Genomic DNA, 24,054 nt, shown 5'->3' with positions numbered 1-24,054 from the left:
CAGGGGGATAGGATCGGCCTTACGGGGATGGGCGGCCATTCAGCTTGGCGGCCAGATCGGGCGCAATCGGCTGTGGTAGGAACGCCGAGATATTGGAGCGACCGCTGTTGCCAAGCGGTGCCCTTCCCGTGACGGAGCCAGGCACGGCAAGGACAAGCCGGAACAGTTGCCCCCTGATTTCCCGCCAGTCACCCGTGGCCAGCCCCAGGTTCAGCATCAGCAGATGCACGCGGGCATGCTGCCACCAATCCATCTGGCCCAGGATATGGGCGCGTTCCAGTGCCGCCCAGGCGGCGGCCACATCCCCACCGGCCCGCGCCTGGCGGTAGGAGACAAGTTCATCTTCCACCAGGGCGCGGAGGTCCGGCATGTTACTTGGCCAGGATGTAAAGACCGCGCTGGCCTTCCATCGGCTTGAACTTTTCCGTGATACCCAGAACTGTTTCGGCGCCACCAAGGTAAAGCACGCCATCCGGCGGCAGCAGCTTGGCCATGGCTTCCAGCACCTTGCCCTTGGTCGGCTGATCAAAATAGATCAGGACGTTGCGGCAGAAGATGACATCGAACTGGCCCAGCGGGGTCAGGTCGGTCAGCAGGTTGTATTCGCGGAACTGGACCTTGTTACGGATCTCGTCATTCAGCTGCCACTTGTCGCCCACCTGCTTGAAATACTTCACCAGATGGGTGATGGGCAGGCCGCGCTGCACCTCAAACTGGGTGTAGAGGCCGGCCTTGGCCTTGTTCACCATTTCGCCCGACAGGTCGGTGCCGATGATCTCGATCCGCCAACCGGCCAGCTTCGCCCCTTCCTCGTTCAGCAGCATGGAAAGCGAATAGGCTTCCTGGCCGGACGAGCAGGCGGCGGACCAGATGCGGATGGTCCGCTTGGCGGCACGGCTGGCCAGCAACGCCGGCAGCACCACCGCCTTGAACTGGTCAAATGGCTTCTGGTCGCGGAAGAACGAACTTTCGTTCGTGGTCATTGCTTCCGTGATGTCGCGGAGCAACGCCTCATCCCGCTTGCTGCGCACAGCGGCGGCCAGTTCATCCAGCCCTTTCAGACTCCATTTGCGGGCAACCGGCATCAACCGGCTTTCCAGCAGATAGGCCTTGTCGGGGGTCAGGACCAGACCCGACCGCTGCCTCAGCAGGGTGCAGAACATATCGAAATCTTCGACCTTCATGCTGCCTGCCTCAATGCGATCTTACGAATGTAAGGCCCGATTTCCTTCAATGGCAAGACGGCACTGCACAGCCCCGCGTTCGCCACCGCCCCCGGCATGCCCCACACCACCGAGGAAGGTTCATCCTGGCCCAGAACGGCACCGCCGGCCTGGACAACCACTTCAGAACCACGCTGCCCGTCATGCCCCATGCCGGTCAGAATGGTCACCAACACCCGCTTGCCATAGGCCCGGACGATGCTGCGCAGCATCGGGTCCACGGCCGGACGGCAGAAATTCTCCGGCGGATCCTTGGTCAGGGTCAGACAATTCTGCCCGTTCTTCTGAACCACCAGCATATGGAAATCACCCGGTGCCACATAGGCGCGGCCACCCACGATCACTTCGCCTTCCTTGGCCTCTGCGCACTGCACGCCGCATTGGCGGGTGATGTGCTCGGCCAGGATGGTGGTGAAGGTGGCGGGCATGTGCTGGGTAATCAGGATCGGCTGCTTCACATCCTTCAGATGGCTCAGCACCTCGAACAGGGCTTGCGGCCCTCCCGTCGAACTGCCGATGGCCAGGATGTCGGGCCGGAAATCCGGCAGCGGACGCAGCGTGACCGGGCCCGGCTCCGGCTTGGGCCGGATGGGCGTGGCCAGCGTGAAGCTGGTGGTCGGCGCGACATTGCCAACGGGCGTGGGGCGCGGCATGGGCGATGCGCCCGGCGTGGCCGGGGTCGCAGCAGCCTGACCCTTGCGCGGGTCGGCCTTGCGGGCCGCCATGCCCAGGGCCTTCACCTTTTCCGTCAGTTCCCGTTTGAAATCATCGGCGCTGGTCAGTTCGCGCGTAGAGGACGGCTTGGGGATGTAATCCGCCGCACCAGCCTTCAGCGCGCGCAGGCTGATATCCGCATTCTTGGCCGTCAGGGTCGATGCCATGACGATCTTGACGTGCGGATCAACGTTCAGCAGGTGCGGCAGGGCGGACAGCCCGTCCAGCACCGGCATCTCGATATCCAGCACGATGACGTCGATGGTCTGCCGCTGAAGCGTGTTGATCGCCATCTGCCCATTGGCGACGGAGGCGACCACCTTCACCTCCGGGTCACCCTCCAGCGAACGGGTCAGCAGGCCGCGGATGACGGCACTGTCATCCACCACCATAACCCGGTAGGGCTCTATTCCGGTCGGTGCCGTGGCCGGCACCGTCTTTCCGGGAAGCTCGTTCATTGCCTGCAATCCCGGACAGCCTCAGAGGAGGCCGACCTGCTGGAACTTGGTTTGGATGATGTCGCTGTCGAACGGCTTCATGATGTACTCATTCGCACCGGCCGACAGGGCTTCCTGGATATGGGCGAGATCGTTTTCCGTGGTGCAGAAAACGACCCTGGGGGTATCCCCGCCCGTCATCTTGCGCAGCCGGCGCAGGAACTCGATACCGGTCATGACCGGCATGTTCCAGTCCAGCAGAATCGCGTCAGGCATCCGCTTGGCGCAATATTCCATGGCCTGCTTGCCATCCTCAGCCTCATCGCAGGAGAAGCTGAGTTCTTCCAGAATCTTGCGCGCCACCTTGCGGACAACGCGGCTGTCATCGACGACCAGACAGGACTTCATCAACGGACCTCGATTGCCGGGAGCGGGTTAGGCCGCTTCGATGTTAGCAAAGTTCAGCAGCTTTGAGACATCGAGAACGACAAGCAGGGTCTCTTTCAGGCGATAAATACCCGTTGAGATCTCCCGCCAGCGCGGATCAAGGGTCGCCGGATGACGTTCGAAGTCATCCGAGGACAGCGAAAGCACCTCACCGACATTGTCGACCATCAGGGAATACAGCTCCCCCTTATGGTCCACCACGATGCTCATCACCGGCTTGCCATCGGCTGGACGGGGCGGAAGGCCCAGACGCAGACGGACATCAATGGCGGTGACGATGCGGCCGCGCAGGTTCAGCGAACCGGCAACCTCTGGCGGCGCCAGCGGAATGCGGGTGATCTTCTGCGGACCCAGGACGTCCTGGACCTGCAGCACCGGGATGCCGAACAGCTGGTTCGCGATGGTCGCCGTGACGAAATCCTCGTTCTTCACGGTGGCGATTTCCTGGGAACCGGCCTTTTTAACGGCGGGGAGACGGGCACTCATGCGGCACCTTTCTCGGCAATGGTCTGCTGCAGGGTGAGGAGAAGAGCCTCACGGTCGAACTTGGCAACGTAATCATTGAAGCCGGCCTGACGGCCACGCTCCAGATCGCGCGGTGCGGCATGGCTGGACAGGGCCACCATCGGCGTCCCTGACCAGCGGGCCGAGGCACGGACCGCCTGGGCAAAATCCAGACCGCTCATGCCCGGCATTTCGATGTCGGAGACGATGACATCGAAATCCTCACCCGACTCGCTGAGCGCCAGCGCCTCGTCGGCACTTTCGACAGCTGTGACGTCGTAACCGGAAACGGTCAGCAGCGGCGTCAGAAGGTTGCGGAAGAACGGGCTGTCATCGACCAGCAGCACGCGGTGCTGGCGCTCATCCTCGAAGCTTTCATGGGCGTTGCCGAACCAGTCCTTGAAGGCACGGGTCAGGTAGAATCCGGCATCGATGACGTCGGTCGCCTTGTTGGCGATGATGGCGGAGCCCAGGAAACCCTGACGTTCCGTCCCCAGCTCAACCTGAAGCCGATCCTCGACGATGTCGACGATCTCGTCCACGACCAGACCCATGGACCGGTCGCCATCGGCGAACACCACCACGGGCTGGCGCTTGTCGCGGGTGATCTTCCAGTTCGGGTCGATGGGCACCAGCGGCATGAGCTTGCCACGGTACTGCACCACCGGCTCGCCATTGGACAGTTCGACCAGATTGAGATCGACATCCTCCAGGCGAGCGACCAGCGACAACGGCACGGCCTTCGGGCCGCCCTCCCCGGCGCTGAACAGGAGCAGTGCCATCTTGTCGTCCTCGCGGCGGGCGGCCTTCGCCACTTCCTGCGCGGCGGTCTGGGCATTGTCGGCAGTGCCGCCCATGGAACCGGACGCGGTGGCGATGCCGTTGGGGTCCAGGATCATGATCACCGAGCCATCGCCCAGGATCGTGTTGCCGGAGAACAGCTCGATATGGCGCAGGATCGGCGCCACCGGCTTCACCACGATTTCTTCGGTGTCGAAGACGCGGTCGACGATGATGCCAAACGTGTAATTACCGACCTGGCTGACAACGATGAACGTCTCGCGCTTGTCGTCATCATCGGCCACGCCCAGCTTCAACAGATTCTGCAGGCTGACCAGCGGCAGCAGGCGGTTGCGCAGGCGCAGGACCGGGGCGCCGTTGATGCGCTCGATCTTGTGCTCGCTGTCGCTGGCGGCACGCACCAGCTCGATCACGCTGATCTGCGGGACGGCGAAGCGTTCGGACGCGCACTCGACAATCAGGGCCGAGACGATGGCGAGCGTCAGCGGGATCTTGATGGTGAAGGTCGTGCCACGGCCTTCGACCGACCGCATCTCGATGGTGCCGCCGATCTTCTCGATATTGGTCTTAACCACGTCCATGCCCACGCCACGGCCCGACACGGACGTGACCTTGGCGGCGGTGGAGAAGCCGGGCTTGAAGATGAACTGCTGGATCTGCTGATCCGACATCTGGGCCAATTCCGACTCGGTCGCCAGACCGTTCTGGATAATCTTGGCCTTGATCTTGGACAGCGCGAGGCCGCGGCCATCGTCCGCGATCTCGATGATGATGTGACCGCCCTCGTGATAGGCGTTCAGGGTGATGCGGCCCGTTTCCGACTTGCCGGCAGCAACGCGGTCGGCGGGGATTTCCAGGCCATGGTCGCCGGAATTGCGGACCATGTGGGTCAGCGGGTCCTTAATCAGTTCCAGGACCTGACGGTCCAGTTCCGTCTCGGCCCCCAGCATCTGCAGCTCGATCTTCTTGTGAAGTTCGTGGCTGAGATCGCGGACCAGACGCGGCAGCTTGGCCCAGGCATTGCCGATGGGCTGCATGCGCGTCTTCATGACGCCTTCCTGCAGCTCCGACGTCACATGGTTCAGGCGCTGCAAGGGGGCCGCAAACTCGCTGTCCTTCTGCGAGCGCAGGATCTGCAACAGCTGGTTACGGGTCAGCACCAGCTCGGAAACCATGGTCATCAGGTTTTCCAGCAGGTCCACATGCACGCGGATGGTCTGCTGGGCCAGGGCGCTTTCCTTGGACTCGCCACGCACATCGTCCTGCGGCTCGGCACGGGGCGGCGGGGGAGGCGGCGGTGCCGGCGGCGGGGCAGCAGCCTCGACCACGGGGGCCGGCGCTTCCACCTTGGCCACAGGGGCCGGGGTCGGCGGCGGCGGGGGCGGCGGTGCAGCAGGGGCCAGCGTATGCGTCAGATGCGCCGGGACAGGCGTAAACAGCTCTTCGGGGTCGTTTTCCGGCGCGGCAGCCACCGGGGCCGGCGCAGCGGCGGCACCGGCCTTCGGCACTTCCTTGCCCTCGGCCATGGCGTTCAGCCGGTCGATCAGGTCCTGATCGCCACCCGGCGGTTCCGCCTCGGTCGCTTCCAGAACGGAAAGGATACCCTTGATCGTGTCCAGCGATTCGAGGATCAGCGACACGGCATAAGGGGAGACATGCAGCTCGCCATCGCGGAACTTGCCCAGCACGTTCTCGCCGGCATGCGCCACCGATTCCAGCCGGGGCAGCCCCAGGAAGCCGCAGGTGCCCTTGATCGTGTGAACCAGACGGAAGATGTTCGACAACAGCCCCGGATCGTTGGGGTTCTGCTCCAGCTTCACCAGCTCGACGTCGAGGACGGCGAGGTTCTCATTGGTCTCAGTGAGGAATTCACTCAGCAGATCATCCATGGTCCACGCCCCGTTTCGGGAAATCCCAGTTTCCGCGTCATACGCCGGTCTTCAGTCCGATGAAGAACCCTTGTACGCGCCCGGCCGACCGTCGGCCAATGAAGAGTGTCGGAATTCGGTTAAAATTGGTGTCTCGTGTGGGAATTGATGGCCTGTCGGACATGGCTTTGGCAAGGGGAACATTACCTCTTTTCGGTTAGGTTCGGCCATTAGGATATGACACGCCCTGGAACAAGCCACCCCGACCCCGCTCCCGGTGTGGTTGAACAGTTGGCAAAGCGCATCATCGCCCCTGATCCGAAGGGAAAATCACTCCTGGCCAGCCCGGATTCGGAACTGCACCTCTCCTCCCCCTGGCCCTCCTCCGGCGGGATTTTCCACGCCGAATGACAATCCATAAGCCCTGGCCAAAAGGGGAGTAGCGTGAGAGAGGACGGAGCGGGGTCCAAGCTCCGTCTCCGCGACCTGTCCGGCAAGGGCCGGCACCATTTCCGGACGCAGTGCGCAGCCGGTGCCGGCCGCCACAACCCGGATGCCGCCATCGTCGCCCGTCACACGCACGGAACCGCCACGCGGCAACGCCTCTTCCGCCAGCAGAGCGGCCAGCAGCGCGGTTTTCAACAGGCCGGGCGCCGGATCGAACGGCGTGGCGGTCCATTCCAGCCGGACCTTGCCGCCCCGGAACCAGCCTTCCAAGGCTGTACGGGCATCACCAGCCGACAGCGACTGCCCGCCCGCCGCACCCAGCGCCACGCGATACAGCCGCAGCCGGGCGGCAGCAGTCTCTGCACTGTCGGCGATCAGATCCAGCGCTTCGCCGCCGCTGTCACCGCCTTCGTCCAGCAGTTCGACGCCATTATTGATGGCCCCGACCGGTCCCACCAGATCATGGCACAGGCGGGAGCAGAGCAGCTCCACGGCCCGAATTCCCAAGCTCATCCGCATCCTCAGCGCTGGGGCACAGCCCCTCCCCCGCCGGGGATGGCGTGCCATGTCACCGGCGGGTAGGATAGGCTGGTGCCACCCAACTGGAAACCATTCAAATGTCCGACATCCTGGCCCCCGGCATTTTTGTCCGCCACCCGTCGCAGCCTGACTGGGGACTGGGTCAGGTGCAGTCCGTGGTGGGCCAGCGGGTGACGGTGAATTTCGAACATGCCGGCAAGCTGCTGATCAATGCCGCCGCCATATCGCTGGACATTGTGGACCCGGACGAGGAGGGGTGACCCTCACTCATCCTCCCAATAATTCACGGCGGCACCGGGCCGCGTGATCATGCGCATGCCGCTGCCGACATGGGAGATGCCGATCTTGCCGCTGTCGGGATAATCCACGATGTCGGGCGACATCATGGTGCTGATGCCCAGATAGCGCAGATCCACATCCCCATCATTGATGATCTGATGCGCGGTCGAGGCATCGCCCGGCGGGCAGGAGACGATGTCGCCCGCCCGCAGCGGATGCTGGCCATCGCCCAGGCGCAAGGTCCCCGTCCCTTCCAGAATGATGAACAGTTCCTCGTTCACCCGATGGTTATGAAAGGGAAAGGCGCGTTTGCCAGGGGGCAGCACCGTCAGCATGCAGCCCAGATGGCGCGCGCCGATCAAGGGACCGATCCGGGCGATCAATGGCGCGAACCGTTCCGCCGTCTCCCCCTTGGGCCCATGCTCAGCCGGGAAGCCATCGGGATTGAGGCTGTCCAGATTAATGATGGGCACAATACCGGCATCAGCCATGGCGAACCCCCGTCTTTTTTGATTTTGTACTTGATTTGTTCGCAATCAAAACACAAAAAAAGCGCCCGGTCCAGGGCGCCTTCATCATAGCCAGATAAGCGGGGGCAAAGCCGCCGCTTACCACTTCCGCTCGGTCTTCAACTGGCCGCCATTCAGGGCGTCCAGGAAGCTGCCGCTGGCCTTCGGGCGCTGCGCACGCACCATGCGGGGGTTGGGCTTCTTCTTGGCCTGCTCGACCACCTTGATGGCGTGGGTCGTGGCTTCATTCTCCACCCGGCGACGCACATCCTCATCCAGGGACTCAAAGGCCTGCTGCGCGAAAACCAGTGCATTTTCCGACCGGGTTTCCACAACCTGACGCAACGCGTTGGCAGCCATCAGGCATTCCAGACGCTCCGGCCCTGTGACATCGTCAAGAGCACCAGCGAGAATCCCAATCGCTTCCAAGGTTTTGGGGTCGGTCAATTCCACGGACATCTAAACACGCACCCTTCAGGTACAATCACTCTCGGCTATATAGTCCCACCGTCCGCAGAAAACCGCAACAAATAGTCTGGAAACAGTGTGCCATGCGGCTGACGCAAGGACCCCGCGCGCCGGCAGCGGGTTTACACAAGGCTGCCCGAACGGCATCGTCAAGCCCATGTCGAAGCGCACCCAGACCACTACCACCATGACTAAAAAGACCACCCTGCGGGGCGGGCTTTTTGTCATGCGCGCGGCCTGACGCGAACGACAAAAGCCAGATGCCCCGCCGGGAACGGACGGGGCGGCCAATGGTGGACCAGACCCCGTCTCCGGCACAGACGATGCCAAGGAACAGGGTCCATGAATATCCGCGTTGCCCCCGAAAACCTGAACGAAGCCGCTAAGCAGGCCATTTCCGTGGCCGTTGTTGGTGCCACCGGTGCCGTGGGCGTCGAAATCCGTGAATGCCTGGAAAAGTCGGGCCTGAACCTGTCCACCGTGCGGCTGCTGGCGTCAAAGCGCTCCGCCGGTCAGCGCGTGCCCTTCGCCGGTGGCGAACTGGTGATCGAGGAACTGACCGATGACAGCTTCCAGGGCATTGATTACGCCCTGTTCTCCGCCGGCAGCGGCATTTCGAAGGCGTTCGGACCCAAGGCCGTGGCCGCCGGCGCCGTCGTCATCGACAATTCATCCGCCTTCCGCATGGATGAGGCCATTCCGCTGGTCGTGCCGGAGGTGAACCTGGACGTGATCCCGACGCAGCCCGGCATCATCGCCAATCCCAACTGCGTTGCCATCATCGCCACCGTCCCGCTGGCCCCGCTGAACGCCCGCCACACCATCCGCCGCGTGAATATCGCCACCTATCAGGCGGCCAGCGGTGCGGGTGCGGCGGCTATGGAGGAGCTGCGCCTCTCCACCGCCGCCTATCTGGCCGGCGAACATTACGAACCGAAGGTCCTGAAGCATCCCTACGCCTTCAACGTCTTCTCCCACAATGCCGACGTCAATCCGCAGACGGGCTACAATGGCGAGGAGGAGAAGGTGATCGAGGAGACGCGCAAGATCATGCGCCGTCCCGACCTGCATATCTCCATCACCTGCGTCCGCGTGCCCGTTCTGCGCGCCCATTCCATGGCGGTAACGGTGGAGTTTGATGAGGTGGTGAGCCCGGAAGAGGTGCGCGCCATCCTGCGCGATGCACCCGGCGTGCGGATTGTCGATGATATCGGGGCCAACCACTTCCCCATGCCCAATGAAGCCTCGGGCCAGGGCGATGTGCTGGTCGGCCGCATCCGCCGCGACCTGGGCGACCCGTCGGGCCGCTCCATCGCTCTGTTCCTGGCGGGCGATCAGTTGCTGAAGGGTGCGGCCCTGAACGCCGTGCAGATCCTGCAGCGGCTGGTCGGGTAAGGGATCGGGTGTGGTGAGGGATGCCCCTCACCACACCCGATCAACCCCTACTGCTTCTTACCCAACAACCCCTTCAGCAGACCCTTTGCACCGTCCTTGGTCTTCAGCTTTTCCAGCGCATCCTGCGCCTTCTTGGGGTCCTTCAGGGCGGCCTTGACGGAGGAGGACAGGTCGGGGGTCCAGGAGAGATTGTCGAAGGGCCCGCGCACGCGCACCGGTACCGTGATGCCATCGACATCGATGCGCGTGGTCCCCTGCCCTTCCAGGCTGCCCACCAGCTTGGGCGACAGGCGCATGTCCACGCGCTTGGAAGCCAGGTTGATATTGCCCTTGCCAGCGACACGCAGCAGCGGGGCCAGAAGGTGGAAATCCTCGGTCGCGGCGACCCCATCGGTCAGGGTGAAGGTGCCGCCCATTTCGGCAAAGTCGGTCTGCGGCGGCTCCGCACTGGCGTGGCCGATGGCGCTGCGCACGATCTGCGCCAGATTGACGCCCTTCACAGCCCCATTCAGGAACAGGACATTGCCGCCGCCATTCAGGCTGCCCACCAGTTCCTGCTGATTGGTGCCGCTGGCCCGGATATCGATATTGGCGTCGGTGGCGCCCGACAGCTTGTCAAACCCGGCGAAACGGGTCAGCAACGGCTCGGCCTGCACGCCCTTGGCATGCGCCGCCACGGTCAGGGCGTTCGTCTGCCGCCCGGCATCCAGCGTCAGCTTGCCACCGATGGTGCCGCCGAACAGGGCGGTGTCGGCCAGCCCGGCATTCAGCCGCCCGTCGGTCAGCTTCAAGGTCAGGGTCGTGGCCCCGACCTCCACACCCTTCACCAGCAGCCCGGCCAATTGCAGGGTCATGTCCAGATCAGCGTTTTTCAAGGCCGACAGGTCGATGCGTTCCTTGCTCCACCCTGCCGGCCCCACCTCCGGCGCCGGTGCCGCCGGATCGGGCGCAGCGGGGGCGGGAAGGTAGCGGTCCAGTTCCAGCTTCGGTAGCGACAGGCTGCCGCCCAGCGCCGGGCGCGCTCCGTCCAGCTTCAACGACAGATTGCCATTGGCCGTTAGGTCGCCCGCTTTGGCCGACAGGCCGGCCAGCGCCAGACGCGACGGCGTGCCCGACAATTTGCCGGTCATGGTCAGGTCATCAACCGGCAGGTCAGACGGCACGCCCCCCGTCGCCACCTTCATCAGGTCGGCCAGGGACGTGACGGTCAGCGACAGATCACCGGACAGCGACAAGGGCGCCTCCCCCTGCCGTTCCAACTGCCCCTTCACATCCAGCCCGGTACCAGCTCCCGCCACGCGCAGTGCCATCCCGGCCTTGCCGCCCGACAGAAGCGGACGCACCGGCTCGATCCCCAAGTCCAAGGTAACGGGCGTGCCGTTCAGCAGCAGTGCCGCCTCCAGGGTCAGCGGACCGTCCAGGTCCGGCAGGGACAAGGTGACATCCACATCCGTCGCCTCCCGCACCATGCCGGTGCGGGCGTCGGTATAGCGCAGGCGGCCATCGACGATCTCCACCTCCGCCAGCGACAGGTCGGACATGAAGCCGGGGCTGGCATGATCGGCAGGGGCCGGCGCGGCGGCGAGGGAGACATCCCAGTTGGGCTTGCCCTGCTTATCCACCGTCAGATCGATGACGGGGGCCGTCAGCACGAATTTCTCCACCTCCGCCTTGCCGCGCAGCAGTGGCATCAGGCGCAGGCGCACCGCCAGCTGCTGCACCGCCAGCAGGTCTTCACCCTGGCGGATGCCGGCGAAATGCACCTGATCGGCGGTCACGGCGATGGACGGGAAATAGGAGAGATCGACCCGGCCCTTGATGGTCAGCGCCCGGCCTGTCGCCGCCTCCACCTGCCTTTCCACCTCCGCCACGATGGCGCCCACGGGCACCAGAAACGGCAGCGCCACCGCCGCCCCGATGGGCACCAGCAGCAAAAGGGACAGGATGAAAGCAAACTTACGCATGTCTGGTCCGTCTCTTCCGGAGCGGGTTGGTCTTGTTGATTGCCAGTCAAGCAGCCCAACTTGCCCAAAACAAGGCCGAATACAGCATCTTTCGTTCGGGTCGGTCTTGGAGCGGCGCGCCATAGGCGCTATATCCAGCGGACGATGACCATATCCCCCGCCCCTTTGATCGATCCGTTTGGCCGCGCCATCACCTATGTGCGCGTATCGGTGACGGACCGCTGCGACTTCCGCTGCGTCTATTGCATGTCGGAGGATATGGCCTTCCTGCCTAAGGCCGACATCCTGTCGTTGGAGGAACTGGACCGGCTCTGTTCGTCCTTCGTGGCGCTGGGCACGCGTAAGCTACGCCTGACGGGCGGGGAACCGCTGGTCCGCCGCAACATCATGGAACTGATCCGCAGCCTGGGCCGTCATGTGGCGTCGGGCGCGCTGGAAGAGCTGACGCTGACCACCAATGGCAGCCAGCTGGCCAAATATGCCGACGACCTGCGCGCCGCCGGGGTTCGCCGCATCAATGTGTCGGTCGATACGCTGGACCCCGACCGTTTCGCCGCCATCACCCGCTGGGGCCGGCTGGCCCAGGTGCTGGACGGGCTGGAGGCGGCGCGGGCTGCCGGGCTGGAGGTCAAGATCAATGCCGTGGCGCTGAAAGGCGTCAACGATCAGGAACTCGACCCTATGCTGGCCTGGTGCGGGGAAAAGGGCTTTGACCTGACCCTGATCGAGGTCATGCCGCTGGGCGACATGGATGGCAATGGCGGCGGGGCCGTGCGCGAGGAACAGTTCCTGTCGCTGCGCGATGTGCGCGCCGATCTGGAAAAGCGCTGGACCCTGATGGACAGCACCCACCGCACCGGCGGTCCCGCCCGCTATGTCACCGTGCGGGAAACGGGCCGCCGCCTGGGCTTCATCACGCCCATGACCCATAATTTCTGCGAGTCCTGCAACCGCGTCCGCGTCACCTGCACCGGCACGATGTATATGTGCTTAGGCCAGGAGGATGCGGTCGACCTGCGGGCACCGCTGCGCGCCAGCACAGACGACAGCCTGCTGCACGCATCCATCCGTGACGCCATCACCCGTAAGCCCAAGGGCCATGATTTCATCATTGGCCGCGACCGTGGCCCCGCCGTGGGCCGGCATATGAGCGTCACCGGCGGTTGAGAAGCAGCCCACGCATAGGGTACTGTCCCTCTCTGCCGTGATACCGGGAACAACGCCTTGTCACAGACCCCCGTGCCGCTTGCCTTCGTCGCCGCCGATACGCCGGATGCGCGCGCCGCCAGGGACAGGCTTGCCGTCCGCTACGCCGGTGTCCCGCCGGAAGAGGCGGGGATCATCGTGGCGCTGGGGGGGGATGGCTTCCTGCTGGAAACCCTGCACCGCTATCTGTTCCGGGGCGTGCCCGTCTATGGCATGAACCGCGGCTCCGTCGGTTTCCTGCTGAATGATTATAGCGAGGATGGGCTGACCCGCCGCCTGATGCGGGCGCAGCGCGTGGTGCTGCATCCGCTGCGGATGAAGGCGATGACGCGGGAGGGCGTGGAGATCGAGGGCCTGGCCTTCAACGAGGTCTCCCTGCTGCGTGAGACGCGGCAGGCGGCCAAGCTGCGCGTCACGGTGGACGGGCGGGAACGGATGCCGGAACTGACCTGCGACGGGGCGCTGGTCTCCACCCCTGCCGGCAGTACCGCCTACAACCTGTCGGCCCATGGCCCGATTCTGCCGCTGGGTGCCGATATCCTGGCCCTGACGCCGATCAGCGCCTTTCGCCCCCGCCGCTGGCGCGGGGCGCTGCTGCCGCATACAGCCCGCATTCAGTTCGACGTGCTGGAACCGTCCAAGCGACCGGTCAGCGCGGTGGCCGACTTTACCGAAGTGCGCGATGTGGCGCGGGTCGAGATCAGCGAAGACCGCAAGGTCGCCTGTACCCTGTTGTTCGACCCGGAAATGGCGCTGGAGGAACGCATCCTGAAGGAGCAGTTCACGCCGTAGTACCCCTATTCCGCCGCCATGCGCCCCGTGCGGTCCAGCGCGTAATCGCGCATGACACGGACCAGCGTCGCCAGATTGGCGCGCAGTTCCTGGAAGCCGGCATGGGGTTCCAGCGTCTCTTCATCCATGTAAAGCCGGCGGTCGATTTCCAGCTGCAACGAGTTGCGGCCACGCGGCGGGCAGGAATAGCGGCGGACCAGTTCCACGCCCTTGTAGGGATCGTTCAGGCGGACATTGTAGCCCATGCCCCGCAATGTGCCCACGATCAGCCGGGTGAAACCCGACTCCGACGTGGTGCCATCGCGGTCGCCGATCACGAAATCGGGCGATTGCCGGTCCGGGCCGATCACGAAGGACGGCATGGAATGGCAATTGATGTGATAGACGGCCCCGAACCGCCCATGCATCGCATCCAGGCTTTCCGACAGAAGCTCGTGATAGGGGCGCCAGTAGTTCTCGATCCGGTCCTGAACGGCACCGACCGGCAGTCGCCCATCATACATGGGCACGCCGGGCCGGCAGAGATGACGGACCAGCCCCATGCCCGCCACGCTTTTGGGTGACGGGTTCACCGGCTCCGGCCATTCGCCATCCAGCATAGACGGATCGATATCGTCCGGCGCCCGGTTCACATCGATGTAGGAGCGGGGGAACAGGGCGCAGATGAAGGTCGCCCCCATGTCGGGGACCATGGAGAACAGCTCATCCACATGCGTATCCTCCGCCTGACGCAGCAGGGGGAACGGGCAGGTGAAATCGAAATCCGCCGGATAGCGCGTACCGCTATGCGGGCTGTCGAACAGCAGCGGGACCGCGGGCCCGACCGGATCATGCCGGACGACCACATCATCGATCACCAAACTCATTCAACCCCGTCTCCGGCTGCGGAAAATCAGCGATGAAGGGCCTGCGGAAATGAAACCGCCCTTTCATCGAATTGACTTGGAACCTATACCTTGGGGTCGGGGCCGGCGTCGATAGCACAGAAGACATGCCTGCCTTTGGGGGCGAAACGCCAACTACAGGAGATGGCGTAACAGGCTACCCACTGGGGAGGGACCATGGCGCGTATCGATCCCTTGTCACCCGATGATCTTCAGCCGCCCGACATCACACCCTGGCAGGCAGGCAATACAGACATTCCCTTTGCCCATCATTTCGACAGCGGACGGCCAGGGCCGCATGTCCTGATCAATGCATTAATGCATGGCAATGAATATTCAGGCGCCATTGCCGCCATAAGGCTGCTGGAAGCCGGCATACGCCCGACACACGGATCGCTTTGCATCACCTTTGCCAATGTGGAAGCGTTTGCGCAGTTTGATCCGCAATTCCCGATCATGTCGCGTTACGTGGATGAGGATATGAACCGCGTCTGGTCCCCCACGTCCCTGGCCGAGGGGCGGCCCAGCCTGGAGCGGCGACGGGCGCGGGAATTGTGGCCGTTCTTCGCCCAGGCAGACCTGCTGCTGGACCTGCATTCGATGCAGGCCGACCGCATTCCCCTGATGCTGTGCGGCCCATCGGCGCGCGGGCGGGAACTGGCCATACGGCTGGGCATGCCCGGCATCGTGGTTGCCGACCGGGGCCATGCCGGTGGCAGCCGCCTGATTGATCATCCGCGCTTTACGGCGGGCGATCAGGGGCCCATCGCCCTGCTGGCCGAATGCGGGCAGCATTGGGACCCCGACAGTGCCGAGGTGGCAACACAGATTGCGGCGCGTTTCCTGCACCTTTCCGGGATCGTGCCGGCATCTGCGCTGTCCCCATGGCTGCCATCCGCCGAACCGGCGCCCGCCCGGCTTGTGGAGGTGACGGAAACCATTACGGTAGGCAGCGATCGTTTCCGGTTCCGTAAGGAATATCAGGGTATGGATGTCATTCCCGCTGCCGGCACCCCCTTCGCCATGGATGGCGAGATGGCGTTGCTCACCCCCTATGATGAATGCGTGATGATCATGCCGTCACGCCACCCCGAACGCGGGCAGACCGCCGTCAGGCTGGGCCGGTTCGTGGAATGAGTGAGCCGCCAGACACAGGACCTTCGCCGGCGCCGACCCGGCGCGGACGCCGCTTCGACTGGCCGGCCTTTGTCACCGCCATGGTGCTGGGCACCGCCGGCGGGGCGATCTGTTTCAAGCTGCATGTGCCCCTGGCCTTCATGATCGGGGCCATGCTGGCCACCACCATCGCGGCATTGGGCGGTGTGCGCACCATGGTGCCGCCACGGCTGCGCGATGGGCTGGTGATCGTGCTGGGCATCATGCTGGGCGCGTCCTTCACCCCCAGCCTGCTGGGCCATCTGGGCGAATGGTCGGTCAGCCTGATCTTCATGGCCGTGTACATCATCATCGGTGCCGCCGCGGGTACCTTCTATCTGCGACGCTTCGCCCGCTATGACCCGCCCACCGCCTACTTCACGGCCATGCCGGGCGGGTTCACGGAAATGGTGCTGATGGGCGGTGCGTCCGGCGGAGATGACAGGTCCATCGCACTGGGCCACAGCCTGCGGATCATGCTGGTGGTGATGACGGTGCCCTTCGCCTTCCAGGCCCTGCCCGGCTATGACCCGGCGGGCCGGGACTGGAGCCTGCATGGGTTGGGTCCCTGGCCCTGGGAACTGAGCCTGACCGATTACGCCATCATCGCTGTCTGCTTCATCGGCGCGCCGGTGGCACAGAAGCTCGGCATCCCCGCCGGTATCCTGGTGGGGCCCATGCTGCTGTCCGCGGGCTTGCATCTGGCCGGCCTGACCGCCGTGAAGCCGCCAGGCCTGCTGGTCGCCGCTGCCCAAGTGGTGATCGGGGCGTCCATCGGCGGGCGGTTCCAGCGGGTGCCCCTTATGCGCATCGCGCGCACCGCCGGCATCGCGGCGGGGCTGACGCTGGTGCTGCTGCTGGTGACGCTTGCCTTGTCACTGCTGGTGCATCTGCTGACGGGGCTGAATCTGGCGGCCCTAATCCTGGCTTATGCGCCGGGCGGGCTGGCGGAGATGAGTTTGGTGGCCCTGGCCCTGCATGTGGACGCAGCCTTTGTCGCCACGCACCACATCATCCGCATCGTCCTTATCATCCTGTTCGCCCCCGCCGCCTATCACCTTTGGCGACGATGGCAGGACGGTCAGCGGGGACCGACCGGCACCTGAGGGAGCAGTTACATGAACTGCGCCTGACGCAGCAGGCCGTAGAACTGCCGCAGGGCGTTGGCCTGTTCCTGCGGGGTGCTCAACCCCTCCACGAACTTGCCGTCGAAATTGGGCTGACGCAAAAGGCCGACAATCTGGTCCCGCACCATGCGACGGGCCTTCGGGCTGGACAAAACATCGTTTGCCGCGAACTGCATCAGGCGGGTGGCGCGGATGCGCAGCGAGGCGGATGGGTCGTCCAGCCGTTCGATCACCTTGGCCTGAAGAATATAACTGGCCACCATCTCGTCGATGCGGTCGGCCATGCCGGGGCGCACATCGTCGGGCAGTTGGGCATTGTTGATAGCGGTATAGAGCGACGCCATGGCCTGCATCTTCGGCTTCAGCGGCACCTGCAGGCCGACCATGCTATTAACGTCGCGCTCCATCGACAGGCAGTTGCGCAGGCGCGCCACCACCGTATCCATCTCCCGCTGACCGACATCGCCGCCGGCCAGTTCGGCCAGATACAGGGTACGGTCGCGCCAGGCCGGCATCAGGCCCATCACGCCTTCGATCGACATCCGCCGGCCCTCGCCGCCGCCCTGTTCGATGAAACGCAGATAGCCATTGGTCAGGGCATCCGCCATCCGCGAGCCGCCGAAAAGACCCGTCGGCGTCATCACCCGGGCTACCAGATTGGTGAAGCTGGTGCGGTTGCGTTCCGGATCGCGCGACAGGGGGGCCGTGCCGCGCAGGCTGCGCAGAAACGCTTCCAGCACCACCTGATAGGTCTGCGGGGCGTGGCCCATGCCCAGCCACTGGCTCAACACCTTGGCGATGGGCGGTGCCATTTCGCGTTCGGTCGGCTCGAACTTGCCTTCCACCATGTCCAGCATGCGGCCAAGGGCCGTGCCCAGGTCCGGCTGCCGGCCCAGCAGGTCCTGAATGACCGACTGGAAGCTGCTGGCATCGGCCACCAACGTGTCGATGATATGGATATGGGCGGCCTTGTTCTGGGCGGCGTCACCGGCGCTTTCCAGCAGCCATTCCACCTTTCCCAGCAGATTACGGATCTGCACCAGATCGCGGCAAAGGATGACCTTGGACAGATAATCGGCTTCGGCAACGTCGCCGTTGCACAGCGCCTCGACCTTATCCAAGGCACCCCGGAATCCGTCCTGCTTCACACTGAAACTGGCGCGCTTCTGCGCTTCTTCGGCCTTGCCGCGCAGATCGGTCAGGCTGGAATAGATGACATCGCGGCGTTCGCGCACATCCTGGCCCGTCACCTTGCCCTGAATGGTGGCGACACGGCCCACGGCGGTGGGCACCAGATTTTCGAAATTGATGGCGCGCTTCATCTCCGCCGCGTTGTACAGCAGCTCGGACGCGGTCAGCGCCTTGTCTTCCAGATATTGCCGCAGCAGCTTGGAAATGGTCTGGCGGCTTTCCGCCTCCAGATAATCCTTGCTCTCAGCACAGACGGGACTGTCATCCACGGGCTGGACCGCAATGGTCTTGCCCTTGGCTTCCCGCATTTCGGAGAAGATGATGGTTTCCGTTGCGGGTTTCCCCGGGACACCCGCGAAGTCGCGGATGATGCGCACGCCGTCGCGGTTCGGCAACAGCTTGGTAGCCAGCGCCCGTGCTTCTTCCTCGGTCGCCAGACTCTCTTCAATGACCCAGTGATCGGCCTTGAAGGTCTGCACCTCGAAATTCAAACGGCGCCCAATGGCAGAACCCTTGCCGCCCCCGACAAGGCTCGTCATCCACATGACCCTCGGTCCCCATTTTGGAGTATGCATCGTCCCTTTGGGACAAGCGATACATACCACCGAACGGTGCTTCAGATAAACCTTGTATTAACCCATTTGTAGGGTTTTGCCAAAGGAAAGCCATGAAGCACCGGGAGACACGGGTCACATGATCACTTGGGCTTGCCTTTTTCCCAGGTGGGATTGGCGGCAAACAGGGGGACCGTGCTGATCGACATCTTGGCCGACGCGTCCTTCACCTGCCGGCTGTAAACGACATAGATCAAGGTGTCATTGGCCTTGTCATAGATGCGGCGGACCGCGATCGACTTGAACACCAGGCTCTTGCGCTCGGAGAACACCGCCTCTCCGCGCTTGGACAGGTCGATATCGCCGATGCTGATGGCGCCTGTCTGGCGGCAGGCCAGTGAGGCATTAGACGGGTCCTCGAACCAGTTGCCCTTGGACAGCCGGTCCCAGACGGAACGGTCGAAATCCACGATGTGACAGGTGATGCCCTTCACCTCCGGGTCGGGAAAGGCCGTGATGTCCAGCTCGTTCCCGGTCCAGTCATTGCTGAACTCCCCCACCACCTCCTGCGCCGCGACCGGCAGGGCCAGCACCAGGGGAAACAGCAGGGCGACAAGGAAGCGGCGCATGGCAAGGCTCCTGAAAATCCAAAAAGGGACCGATGGCCGGCAGGCTATGCCGGCTGAACGGTTGGGGCAAGGGCGGGGTGGAAACGGTCCCGTCTGAAAATCGGTTAATGGTTGTGGCCGATCACTTGCGCTCGCCTTTCCACCATACCACATGCGATGCTGGGGACATTGGTTCAAGGGGGGGAATGCAAACGATGGAACTCGGGATCTTCGCGGGCGTCGTGGCCCTGTTCGGCGTTCTGCTGGCCTTTGCCGGCATCAAGACCGTGCCGCAGGGCATGGAGTATACGGTGGAGCGGTTCGGCCGCTATACCCACACGCTGCGGCCCGGCCTGCATTTCATCGTGCCGTTCATCGACGTTGTCCGCGCCAAGATGAACATGATGGAAATCGTGCTGGATGTGCCCAGCCAGGAGGTCATCACCAAGGATAATGCCATGGTGAAGGTCGACGGCGTCGTCTTCTATCAGGTGTTGGACGCTGCCAAGGCCGCCTATGAGGTCAGCCAGCTGCAGGTCGCCATTCTGAACCTGACCATGACCAATATCCGCACCGTCATGGGCTCCATGGATCTGGACGAACTGCTGTCGCAGCGCGACCGCATCAATGCCCAGCTTCTACATGTGGTGGACGAGGCAACGCAGCCCTGGGGCATCAAGGTCACCCGCATCGAAATCCGCGACATCCAGCCGCCGCGCGATCTGGTGGACAGCATGGCCCGGCAGATGAAGGCAGAGCGCGAGCGCCGCGCCCTGATCCTGGAGGCCGAAGGTGCCCGGCAGGCGGCAATCCTGAAGGCCGAGGGCCAGAAGCAGGCCGCGATCCTGGAGGCCGAGGGCCGCCGCGAGGCCGCCTTCCGCGACGCAGAGGCGCGCGAGCGTGAGGCCGAGGCGGAAGCCGCCGCGACCCGGATGGTGTCCGACGCCATATCCGCCGGCAATGTGCAGGCCATCAATTACTTCGTGGCCCAGCAATATCTGACCACCTTCAAGGAATTCGCGCACAGCCCGAACCAGAAGGTATTCTTCATGCCGATGGAGGCGACCGGCATCATCAGCTCGCTGGGCGGTCTGGCTGAACTGGCCAAGGACGCGTTCAAGGGCGATGGCGGCAGCGGCCCCACCGTGCCGCCGGCACCCAAACCGCCCCGCAAGCCCTCGGCGTCGGCCCTGCCCGCCACCGGCGGAACCAACGCCGAGCAAGTGGCTGCAATCAAGTCCGCGCAGCAGCAGCCATCGCCGTGGGGCGAAAATAGCGGCGCCTGAAACAACTGAACCGGCATATGGGAGGAAGCGATGGAAGGGTTTCGCGTTCTCTACTGGTACTGGTGGTGCCTGGCGCTGGTCCTGGCGGCACTGGAAATGTTCATTCCAGGGGCCGCTCTGCTGTGGATTGGCGGGGCGGCGGGCATTGTCGGCGTGATGGCGCTGGTCTTCGATATCGGGCTGGTGACAGAGCTGGTGCTGTTTGGCGTGCTGGCGGTGCTGGCCTGGTTCCTGTCGCGTCTGCTGGCGCGGCGGGACCCCGATGACGCGCAGTCAGGCACCTTGAACCGCCGCGGGGAACAGTACCTGGGACAGGTGCTGACCTTAGAGGAAGCGATCGTGAACGGCTATGGCCGGGCCCGTGTCGCCGACGGCATCTGGCGGGTGGCCGGCGCCGCCGATCTGCCACAGGGCAGCCGTGTGCGGGTCACGGGCGTCGATGGCGCCATCCTGCGCGTGGAAGGTGCGTAAGGAAACACAGCAGCGGTGTCATTCTGTTTCCATTGGGAGCAGGATGACACCCGAATGCCCGTAAGATATTGCAGCGGAATATTTCTCCGGTTTCCATCACCCTCACCAAAAGTATGTATTCATAGCGTTAGCGATTGGATATCCATTGAATACTTTATGATTAATGATTAACCAATAATTCATTGATTGATATAATCAACTATCCCTCTGCACATCTGACAAAGTAATCATTACGGCCCATGATATTGCAATGGATTGCAAGATGATGGGCAGGGTTCAGATGCAACGGGTACATTACCTTCGTGCAGGCGACGACACCGTCTCGGCCATGGCGCCGCGGGCCCCTGTCGCCCTGCGCGATCCGTTGACGGGATTGCTGAACAAGCACGGCTTCATCCGCGAGGGAAGCCGCCTGCTGCCCATGATGGTTCTGGCGGGGGAACATCCGCATGTGGTCTTCATCGAGTTGAACAATTACGAAGGCATCGTCTCCCGCATGGAGTATGAGGAGGCGCTGGAACTGCTGCACGCCATGCGGCGGCGCCTGGAGCTGGCCTTTGGCGACGATGTCCTGCTGGCACGCCTGGACAGTGAACGTTTCGTGGCCCTGCTGCCCGACGCGGGTGACAGTCTGGAGGCCCTGAACCGGGCGCTGGAGGCCCCTGTGGTCATCGGCGGCCATGGCTATCATCTTTCCATCACCTGCGGCGTGGCCTCCTACCCCGAGGCTGCCGACGATATGCATATGCTGGTTGTGGCCGCCCGCATCGCTCGGCGCGATGCGGTCAATGAGGGCCGCTCCGTGGGCTTCTTCGCCAGCGACCTGCGCAAGCGTCTGGCCCGCAGCCGTGCCATTGAAGACGGGCTGTGGGCAAGCCGGGCCGGCGCCGGCATCTCCTTGCTGTATCAGCCCAAGGTCGAAATCCATTCGGGCCGCGTGATGGGGGTGGAAGCGCTGATGCGCTGGTCCCATCCGGAGCTGGGCCCCATCTCACCGGCCGAATTCATACCGGTGGCCGAACGGACCCGCACCATCAACCCGCTGGGCGAATGGCTGATCCGGGAATCGCTGCGCCAGCAGGCGGATTGGCGGCGGGACGGCATGGACCTGTCCATGGCCATCAACATCTCCCCCGTGCAGTTGCTGATAGAACCCAGCCACGCCTCTGTCCTGGAAATTCTGGTCGATGAATGTGCGCGTCTGGACCTGGATCGCCGGAAGGTGGAACTGGAGATCACCGAAGGCATGCTGACTGACGAGCGTGCCATGGTGCAGGTCCGCCGGCTGGCCGATGCGGGCTTTTCCATTGGCATTGACGATTTCGGGCGGGACCATTCGGCCCTGTCCTTGCTGGTGGAGAGCCCGGCCAATACCTTGAAGATCGACAAGAGCTTCGTGGACAATGTCCTGCGCAACCCGCGCCAGGCCACAATCATCCGCTTCATCACCGAACTGGCCCATGATCTGGGCATGCGGACAGTGGTGGAAGGGATCGAGCATATCCGCCAGCTGGTGGCCGTCGCCGGTGCCGGCTGTGACTATGGCCAGGGCTATTTCTATTACCGCCCCATGTGCGCAGGCCGCATCCTGGATCTGCGCCACGCCGCCTGAAACCGGCTGACCATCGCCTGCCAGGAACCTTGGAAACCTGACCGTCTGAACAAATGGCCTAACCCGGAAGACATAGTAGGTTGTATTCTGTAGAACCGGAAGGGTTCAGGAATGATGGAAGCGCACAAGATTTTGCAGGCGATGCCCTCGGAATGCCCCTGCGCCTATCAGGCGTCGGCGCTGCTGCACGACCCCTTGACCGGAATGCTGAACAAGCACGGGTTCGTGATGGAGGGCAACCACCTGCTGACGGCCCTATCGGCCAGCGGCGGCAATGCCATCCTGATCTATATGGAACTGAACGATTACGACGGGCTGATCTCACGCCTGGGCTATGACGCCGCCCTGGTCCTGCTGGTCACGATCCGGGAACGAATGGTGCTGGCCTTTGGTGAGAATGCACTGCTGGCCCGCTTCGACAGCGAACGTTTCGCTGCTCTGCTGCCCGATGCCAATGCGGACGTGGAGGGTATCATCCGTCTGCTGGAGGCGCCGCTGCGGGTGGACAACACCACCTGCCACCTGTCCCTGTCCTGTGGCGTGGCCAGCTTCATCGACGCCGCCGACAATATGGACATGCTGGTCATGGCCGCCCGGTCCGCCCGGCAGGAGGCACGGCGCAGCAGCCGACAGATCGGCTGGTTTGCCGACGATCTCCGGCGCAAACTGGCCCGGCAGCGGGCCTTGGAGGACGGCCTCTGGTTTGCCCGTAGCGGGGCCGGCATGTCGCTTCTGTATCAACCGAAGATCGATATCCGGGCCGGGCAGGTGTTCGGGGTGGAGGCGCTGCTGCGCTGGCGCCACCCCGAGTTCGGCTCCGTGTCGCCTGCGGAATTTATCCCGCTGGCCGAACGTAACCAGACCATCGTTCCAATCGGCGAATGGCTGATGCGGGAAGCGTTACGCCAGAAGCAAATCTGGCGGCAGCAGGGCCGCAGCATCCATCTGTCCATCAACGTCTCCCCCATGCAGCTTCAACCGGACAATTGCGCGCCCTCCGTGCTGGAAATTCTGACGGAGGAATGCCGGCGCCTGGGCCTTGACCGGGACAAGCTGGAGTTGGAGATCACAGAGGGACTGTTGAGCAATGAAGAGGTGATGACCCAGGTGAAAGCCATCGCCAAGGAGGGGTTCGGCATCGCCGTCGACGATTTCGGCCGCGACCATTCGGCCCTCTCATTGCTGGTTAATTGTCCGGCCACGACCCTGAAGATCGACAAGAGTTTCGTCGATAATGTCGTGGAGAATGAACGCCAGCTGGCCGTGATCCAGTTCATCGTCACCCTGGCCCGCCGTCTGGGCATGCAGACCGTGGTGGAGGGGGTGGAACACCTGACGCAGCTGGTGGCGCTGGCCGATGCCGGATGCGATTACGGCCAGGGATATTTCTACTACCGCCCCCTGACAGCCCAGCAGGTCCTGGACCTCCGACACAAGCATTGATGGATGGATCGGCAGGGGATAGACGTATTAGGCCAAAGTTCAGGTGTCTGTTTCTTTCGGCTGCATGCAACCGCGTGCCATTGTGCATTCGCACATGGTTTGCGATGATCGCGCGGAACCATTGCCCCG

At 63.6% G+C, this 24,054-nt stretch carries 23 protein-coding genes; 10 read left to right on the top strand and 13 right to left on the bottom strand.

All coding sequences use genetic code 11. The features are described from left to right. Positions 1-19: 19 nt before the first annotated feature. The 7 genes from ACT6Q8_RS14915 to ACT6Q8_RS14885 form a co-directional block, all read right to left on the bottom strand. A complete protein-coding gene (locus ACT6Q8_RS14915; RefSeq protein WP_444733431.1) occupies positions 20-370 on the bottom strand; it encodes a DUF3703 domain-containing protein in 351 nt (116 codons plus the stop codon). A gap of 1 nt (position 371) precedes the next feature. Further along, the gene (locus ACT6Q8_RS14910) at positions 372-1,184 is read right to left on the bottom strand and encodes a CheR family methyltransferase (RefSeq protein ID WP_054170228.1); all 813 of its coding nucleotides are present in this window, start codon (positions 1,182-1,184) and stop codon (positions 372-374) included. Then, on the bottom strand, positions 1,181-2,395 hold the full coding sequence (locus ACT6Q8_RS14905) for a protein-glutamate methylesterase/protein-glutamine glutaminase (protein WP_444733430.1): 1,215 nt from the start codon (positions 2,393-2,395) through the stop codon (positions 1,181-1,183). The genes ACT6Q8_RS14910 and ACT6Q8_RS14905 overlap by 4 nt, the downstream gene beginning before the upstream one ends. A gap of 21 nt (positions 2,396-2,416) precedes the next feature. Then, a complete protein-coding gene (locus ACT6Q8_RS14900; RefSeq protein WP_054170230.1) occupies positions 2,417-2,782 on the bottom strand; it encodes a response regulator in 366 nt (121 codons plus the stop codon). A 27-nt stretch (positions 2,783-2,809) separates the two neighbouring features. Continuing rightward, entirely contained in the window at positions 2,810-3,307 is a 498-nt protein-coding gene (locus ACT6Q8_RS14895; protein ID WP_054170231.1) for a chemotaxis protein CheW, read from the bottom strand. Beyond that, positions 3,304-6,015: a hybrid sensor histidine kinase/response regulator gene (locus ACT6Q8_RS14890; RefSeq protein WP_444733429.1), complete on the bottom strand. Its 2,712-nt coding sequence runs from the start codon at positions 6,013-6,015 to the stop codon at positions 3,304-3,306. Before ACT6Q8_RS14890 ends, ACT6Q8_RS14895 begins: the two co-directional genes overlap by 4 nt. Positions 6,016-6,324: 309 nt before the next feature. Beyond that, positions 6,325-6,954: a histidine phosphotransferase family protein gene (locus tag ACT6Q8_RS14885; protein ID WP_444733428.1), complete on the bottom strand. Its 630-nt coding sequence runs from the start codon at positions 6,952-6,954 to the stop codon at positions 6,325-6,327. A gap of 104 nt (positions 6,955-7,058) precedes the next feature. On the opposite strand from ACT6Q8_RS14885, the gene ACT6Q8_RS14880 reads away from it, so the two are divergent. Next, positions 7,059-7,241: a DUF3553 domain-containing protein gene (locus tag ACT6Q8_RS14880; RefSeq protein WP_054170234.1), complete on the top strand. Its 183-nt coding sequence runs from the start codon at positions 7,059-7,061 to the stop codon at positions 7,239-7,241. Positions 7,242-7,244: 3 nt separating this feature from the next. Here ACT6Q8_RS14880 and ACT6Q8_RS14875 read toward each other — a convergent pair whose 3' ends face one another. Beyond that, positions 7,245-7,751 (bottom strand): cupin domain-containing protein, encoded by a 507-nt coding sequence (locus ACT6Q8_RS14875; RefSeq protein ID WP_054170235.1) that lies wholly within the window; start codon positions 7,749-7,751, stop codon positions 7,245-7,247. Between the two features lie 117 nt (positions 7,752-7,868). Next, positions 7,869-8,228, bottom strand: coding sequence for a hypothetical protein (locus ACT6Q8_RS14870; protein WP_054170236.1), 360 nt, complete (start codon positions 8,226-8,228; stop codon positions 7,869-7,871). Between the two features lie 351 nt (positions 8,229-8,579). On the opposite strand from ACT6Q8_RS14870, the gene ACT6Q8_RS14865 reads away from it, so the two are divergent. After that, positions 8,580-9,632, top strand: a complete 1,053-nt coding sequence (locus ACT6Q8_RS14865; RefSeq protein ID WP_444733427.1) for an aspartate-semialdehyde dehydrogenase — start codon at positions 8,580-8,582, stop codon at positions 9,630-9,632. 47 nt (positions 9,633-9,679) lie between these two features. Here the strand turns inward: ACT6Q8_RS14865 and ACT6Q8_RS14860 are convergent, their stop codons facing one another. Then, on the bottom strand, positions 9,680-11,596 hold the full coding sequence (locus ACT6Q8_RS14860) for an AsmA family protein (RefSeq protein ID WP_444733426.1): 1,917 nt from the start codon (positions 11,594-11,596) through the stop codon (positions 9,680-9,682). Between the two features lie 144 nt (positions 11,597-11,740). Here ACT6Q8_RS14860 and moaA point away from each other — a divergent pair, with 144 nt between their 5' ends. Together moaA and ACT6Q8_RS14850 are read left to right on the top strand one after the other, a co-directional pair. Then, the gene (gene moaA, locus ACT6Q8_RS14855) at positions 11,741-12,763 is read left to right on the top strand and encodes a GTP 3',8-cyclase MoaA (protein ID WP_444733425.1); all 1,023 of its coding nucleotides are present in this window, start codon (positions 11,741-11,743) and stop codon (positions 12,761-12,763) included. Between the two features lie 57 nt (positions 12,764-12,820). Beyond that, entirely contained in the window at positions 12,821-13,594 is a 774-nt protein-coding gene (locus ACT6Q8_RS14850; protein ID WP_444733424.1) for an NAD kinase, read from the top strand. 5 nt (positions 13,595-13,599) lie between these two features. On the opposite strand, the gene ACT6Q8_RS14845 is transcribed toward ACT6Q8_RS14850, so the two are convergent. Next, complete coding sequence (locus ACT6Q8_RS14845; RefSeq protein WP_054170240.1) at positions 13,600-14,460, bottom strand: N-formylglutamate amidohydrolase; 861 nt, start codon at positions 14,458-14,460, stop codon at positions 13,600-13,602. A gap of 195 nt (positions 14,461-14,655) precedes the next feature. On the opposite strand from ACT6Q8_RS14845, the gene ACT6Q8_RS14840 reads away from it, so the two are divergent. Both ACT6Q8_RS14840 and ACT6Q8_RS14835 read left to right on the top strand, forming a co-directional pair. Continuing rightward, the gene (locus ACT6Q8_RS14840; RefSeq protein ID WP_444733423.1) at positions 14,656-15,615 is read left to right on the top strand and encodes a succinylglutamate desuccinylase; all 960 of its coding nucleotides are present in this window, start codon (positions 14,656-14,658) and stop codon (positions 15,613-15,615) included. Continuing rightward, a complete protein-coding gene (locus tag ACT6Q8_RS14835) occupies positions 15,612-16,739 on the top strand; it encodes an AbrB family transcriptional regulator (RefSeq protein WP_082372687.1) in 1,128 nt (375 codons plus the stop codon). The genes ACT6Q8_RS14840 and ACT6Q8_RS14835 overlap by 4 nt, the downstream gene beginning before the upstream one ends. An 8-nt stretch (positions 16,740-16,747) precedes the next feature. On the opposite strand, the gene ACT6Q8_RS14830 is transcribed toward ACT6Q8_RS14835, so the two are convergent. Further along, positions 16,748-18,490 carry a hypothetical protein gene (locus ACT6Q8_RS14830; protein WP_444733422.1) on the bottom strand — a complete coding sequence of 581 codons (1,743 nt, stop codon included), beginning with the start codon at positions 18,488-18,490 and terminating at the stop codon, positions 16,748-16,750. Between the two features lie 158 nt (positions 18,491-18,648). Beyond that, on the bottom strand, positions 18,649-19,134 hold the full coding sequence (locus ACT6Q8_RS14825; RefSeq protein WP_054170242.1) for a CreA family protein: 486 nt from the start codon (positions 19,132-19,134) through the stop codon (positions 18,649-18,651). Positions 19,135-19,328: 194 nt separating this feature from the next. Between ACT6Q8_RS14825 and ACT6Q8_RS14820 the strand changes: the two genes are divergently transcribed. The 4 genes from ACT6Q8_RS14820 to ACT6Q8_RS14805 all read left to right on the top strand — a co-directional run bounded on the left by ACT6Q8_RS14820 (position 19,329) and on the right by ACT6Q8_RS14805 (position 23,925). Continuing rightward, the gene (locus ACT6Q8_RS14820; protein WP_444733421.1) at positions 19,329-20,399 is read left to right on the top strand and encodes an SPFH domain-containing protein; all 1,071 of its coding nucleotides are present in this window, start codon (positions 19,329-19,331) and stop codon (positions 20,397-20,399) included. A 30-nt stretch (positions 20,400-20,429) separates the two neighbouring features. After that, positions 20,430-20,870 carry an NfeD family protein gene (locus ACT6Q8_RS14815; protein WP_054170243.1) on the top strand — a complete coding sequence of 147 codons (441 nt, stop codon included), beginning with the start codon at positions 20,430-20,432 and terminating at the stop codon, positions 20,868-20,870. A 262-nt stretch (positions 20,871-21,132) separates the two neighbouring features. Then, positions 21,133-22,482 carry a putative bifunctional diguanylate cyclase/phosphodiesterase gene (locus tag ACT6Q8_RS14810; RefSeq protein ID WP_444733420.1) on the top strand — a complete coding sequence of 450 codons (1,350 nt, stop codon included), beginning with the start codon at positions 21,133-21,135 and terminating at the stop codon, positions 22,480-22,482. 111 nt (positions 22,483-22,593) lie between these two features. Continuing rightward, positions 22,594-23,925: a putative bifunctional diguanylate cyclase/phosphodiesterase gene (locus ACT6Q8_RS14805; RefSeq protein WP_444733419.1), complete on the top strand. Its 1,332-nt coding sequence runs from the start codon at positions 22,594-22,596 to the stop codon at positions 23,923-23,925. Positions 23,926-24,054 lie beyond the last annotated feature (129 nt).

Origin of the sequence: Niveispirillum sp. (assembly GCF_052437035.1) — a bacterium.
Classification (GTDB): Bacteria; Pseudomonadota; Alphaproteobacteria; order Azospirillales; family Azospirillaceae; genus Niveispirillum.
Note: the sequence above shows the minus strand (reverse complement) of the source record. Positions and strands in the feature narration are given on the sequence as shown.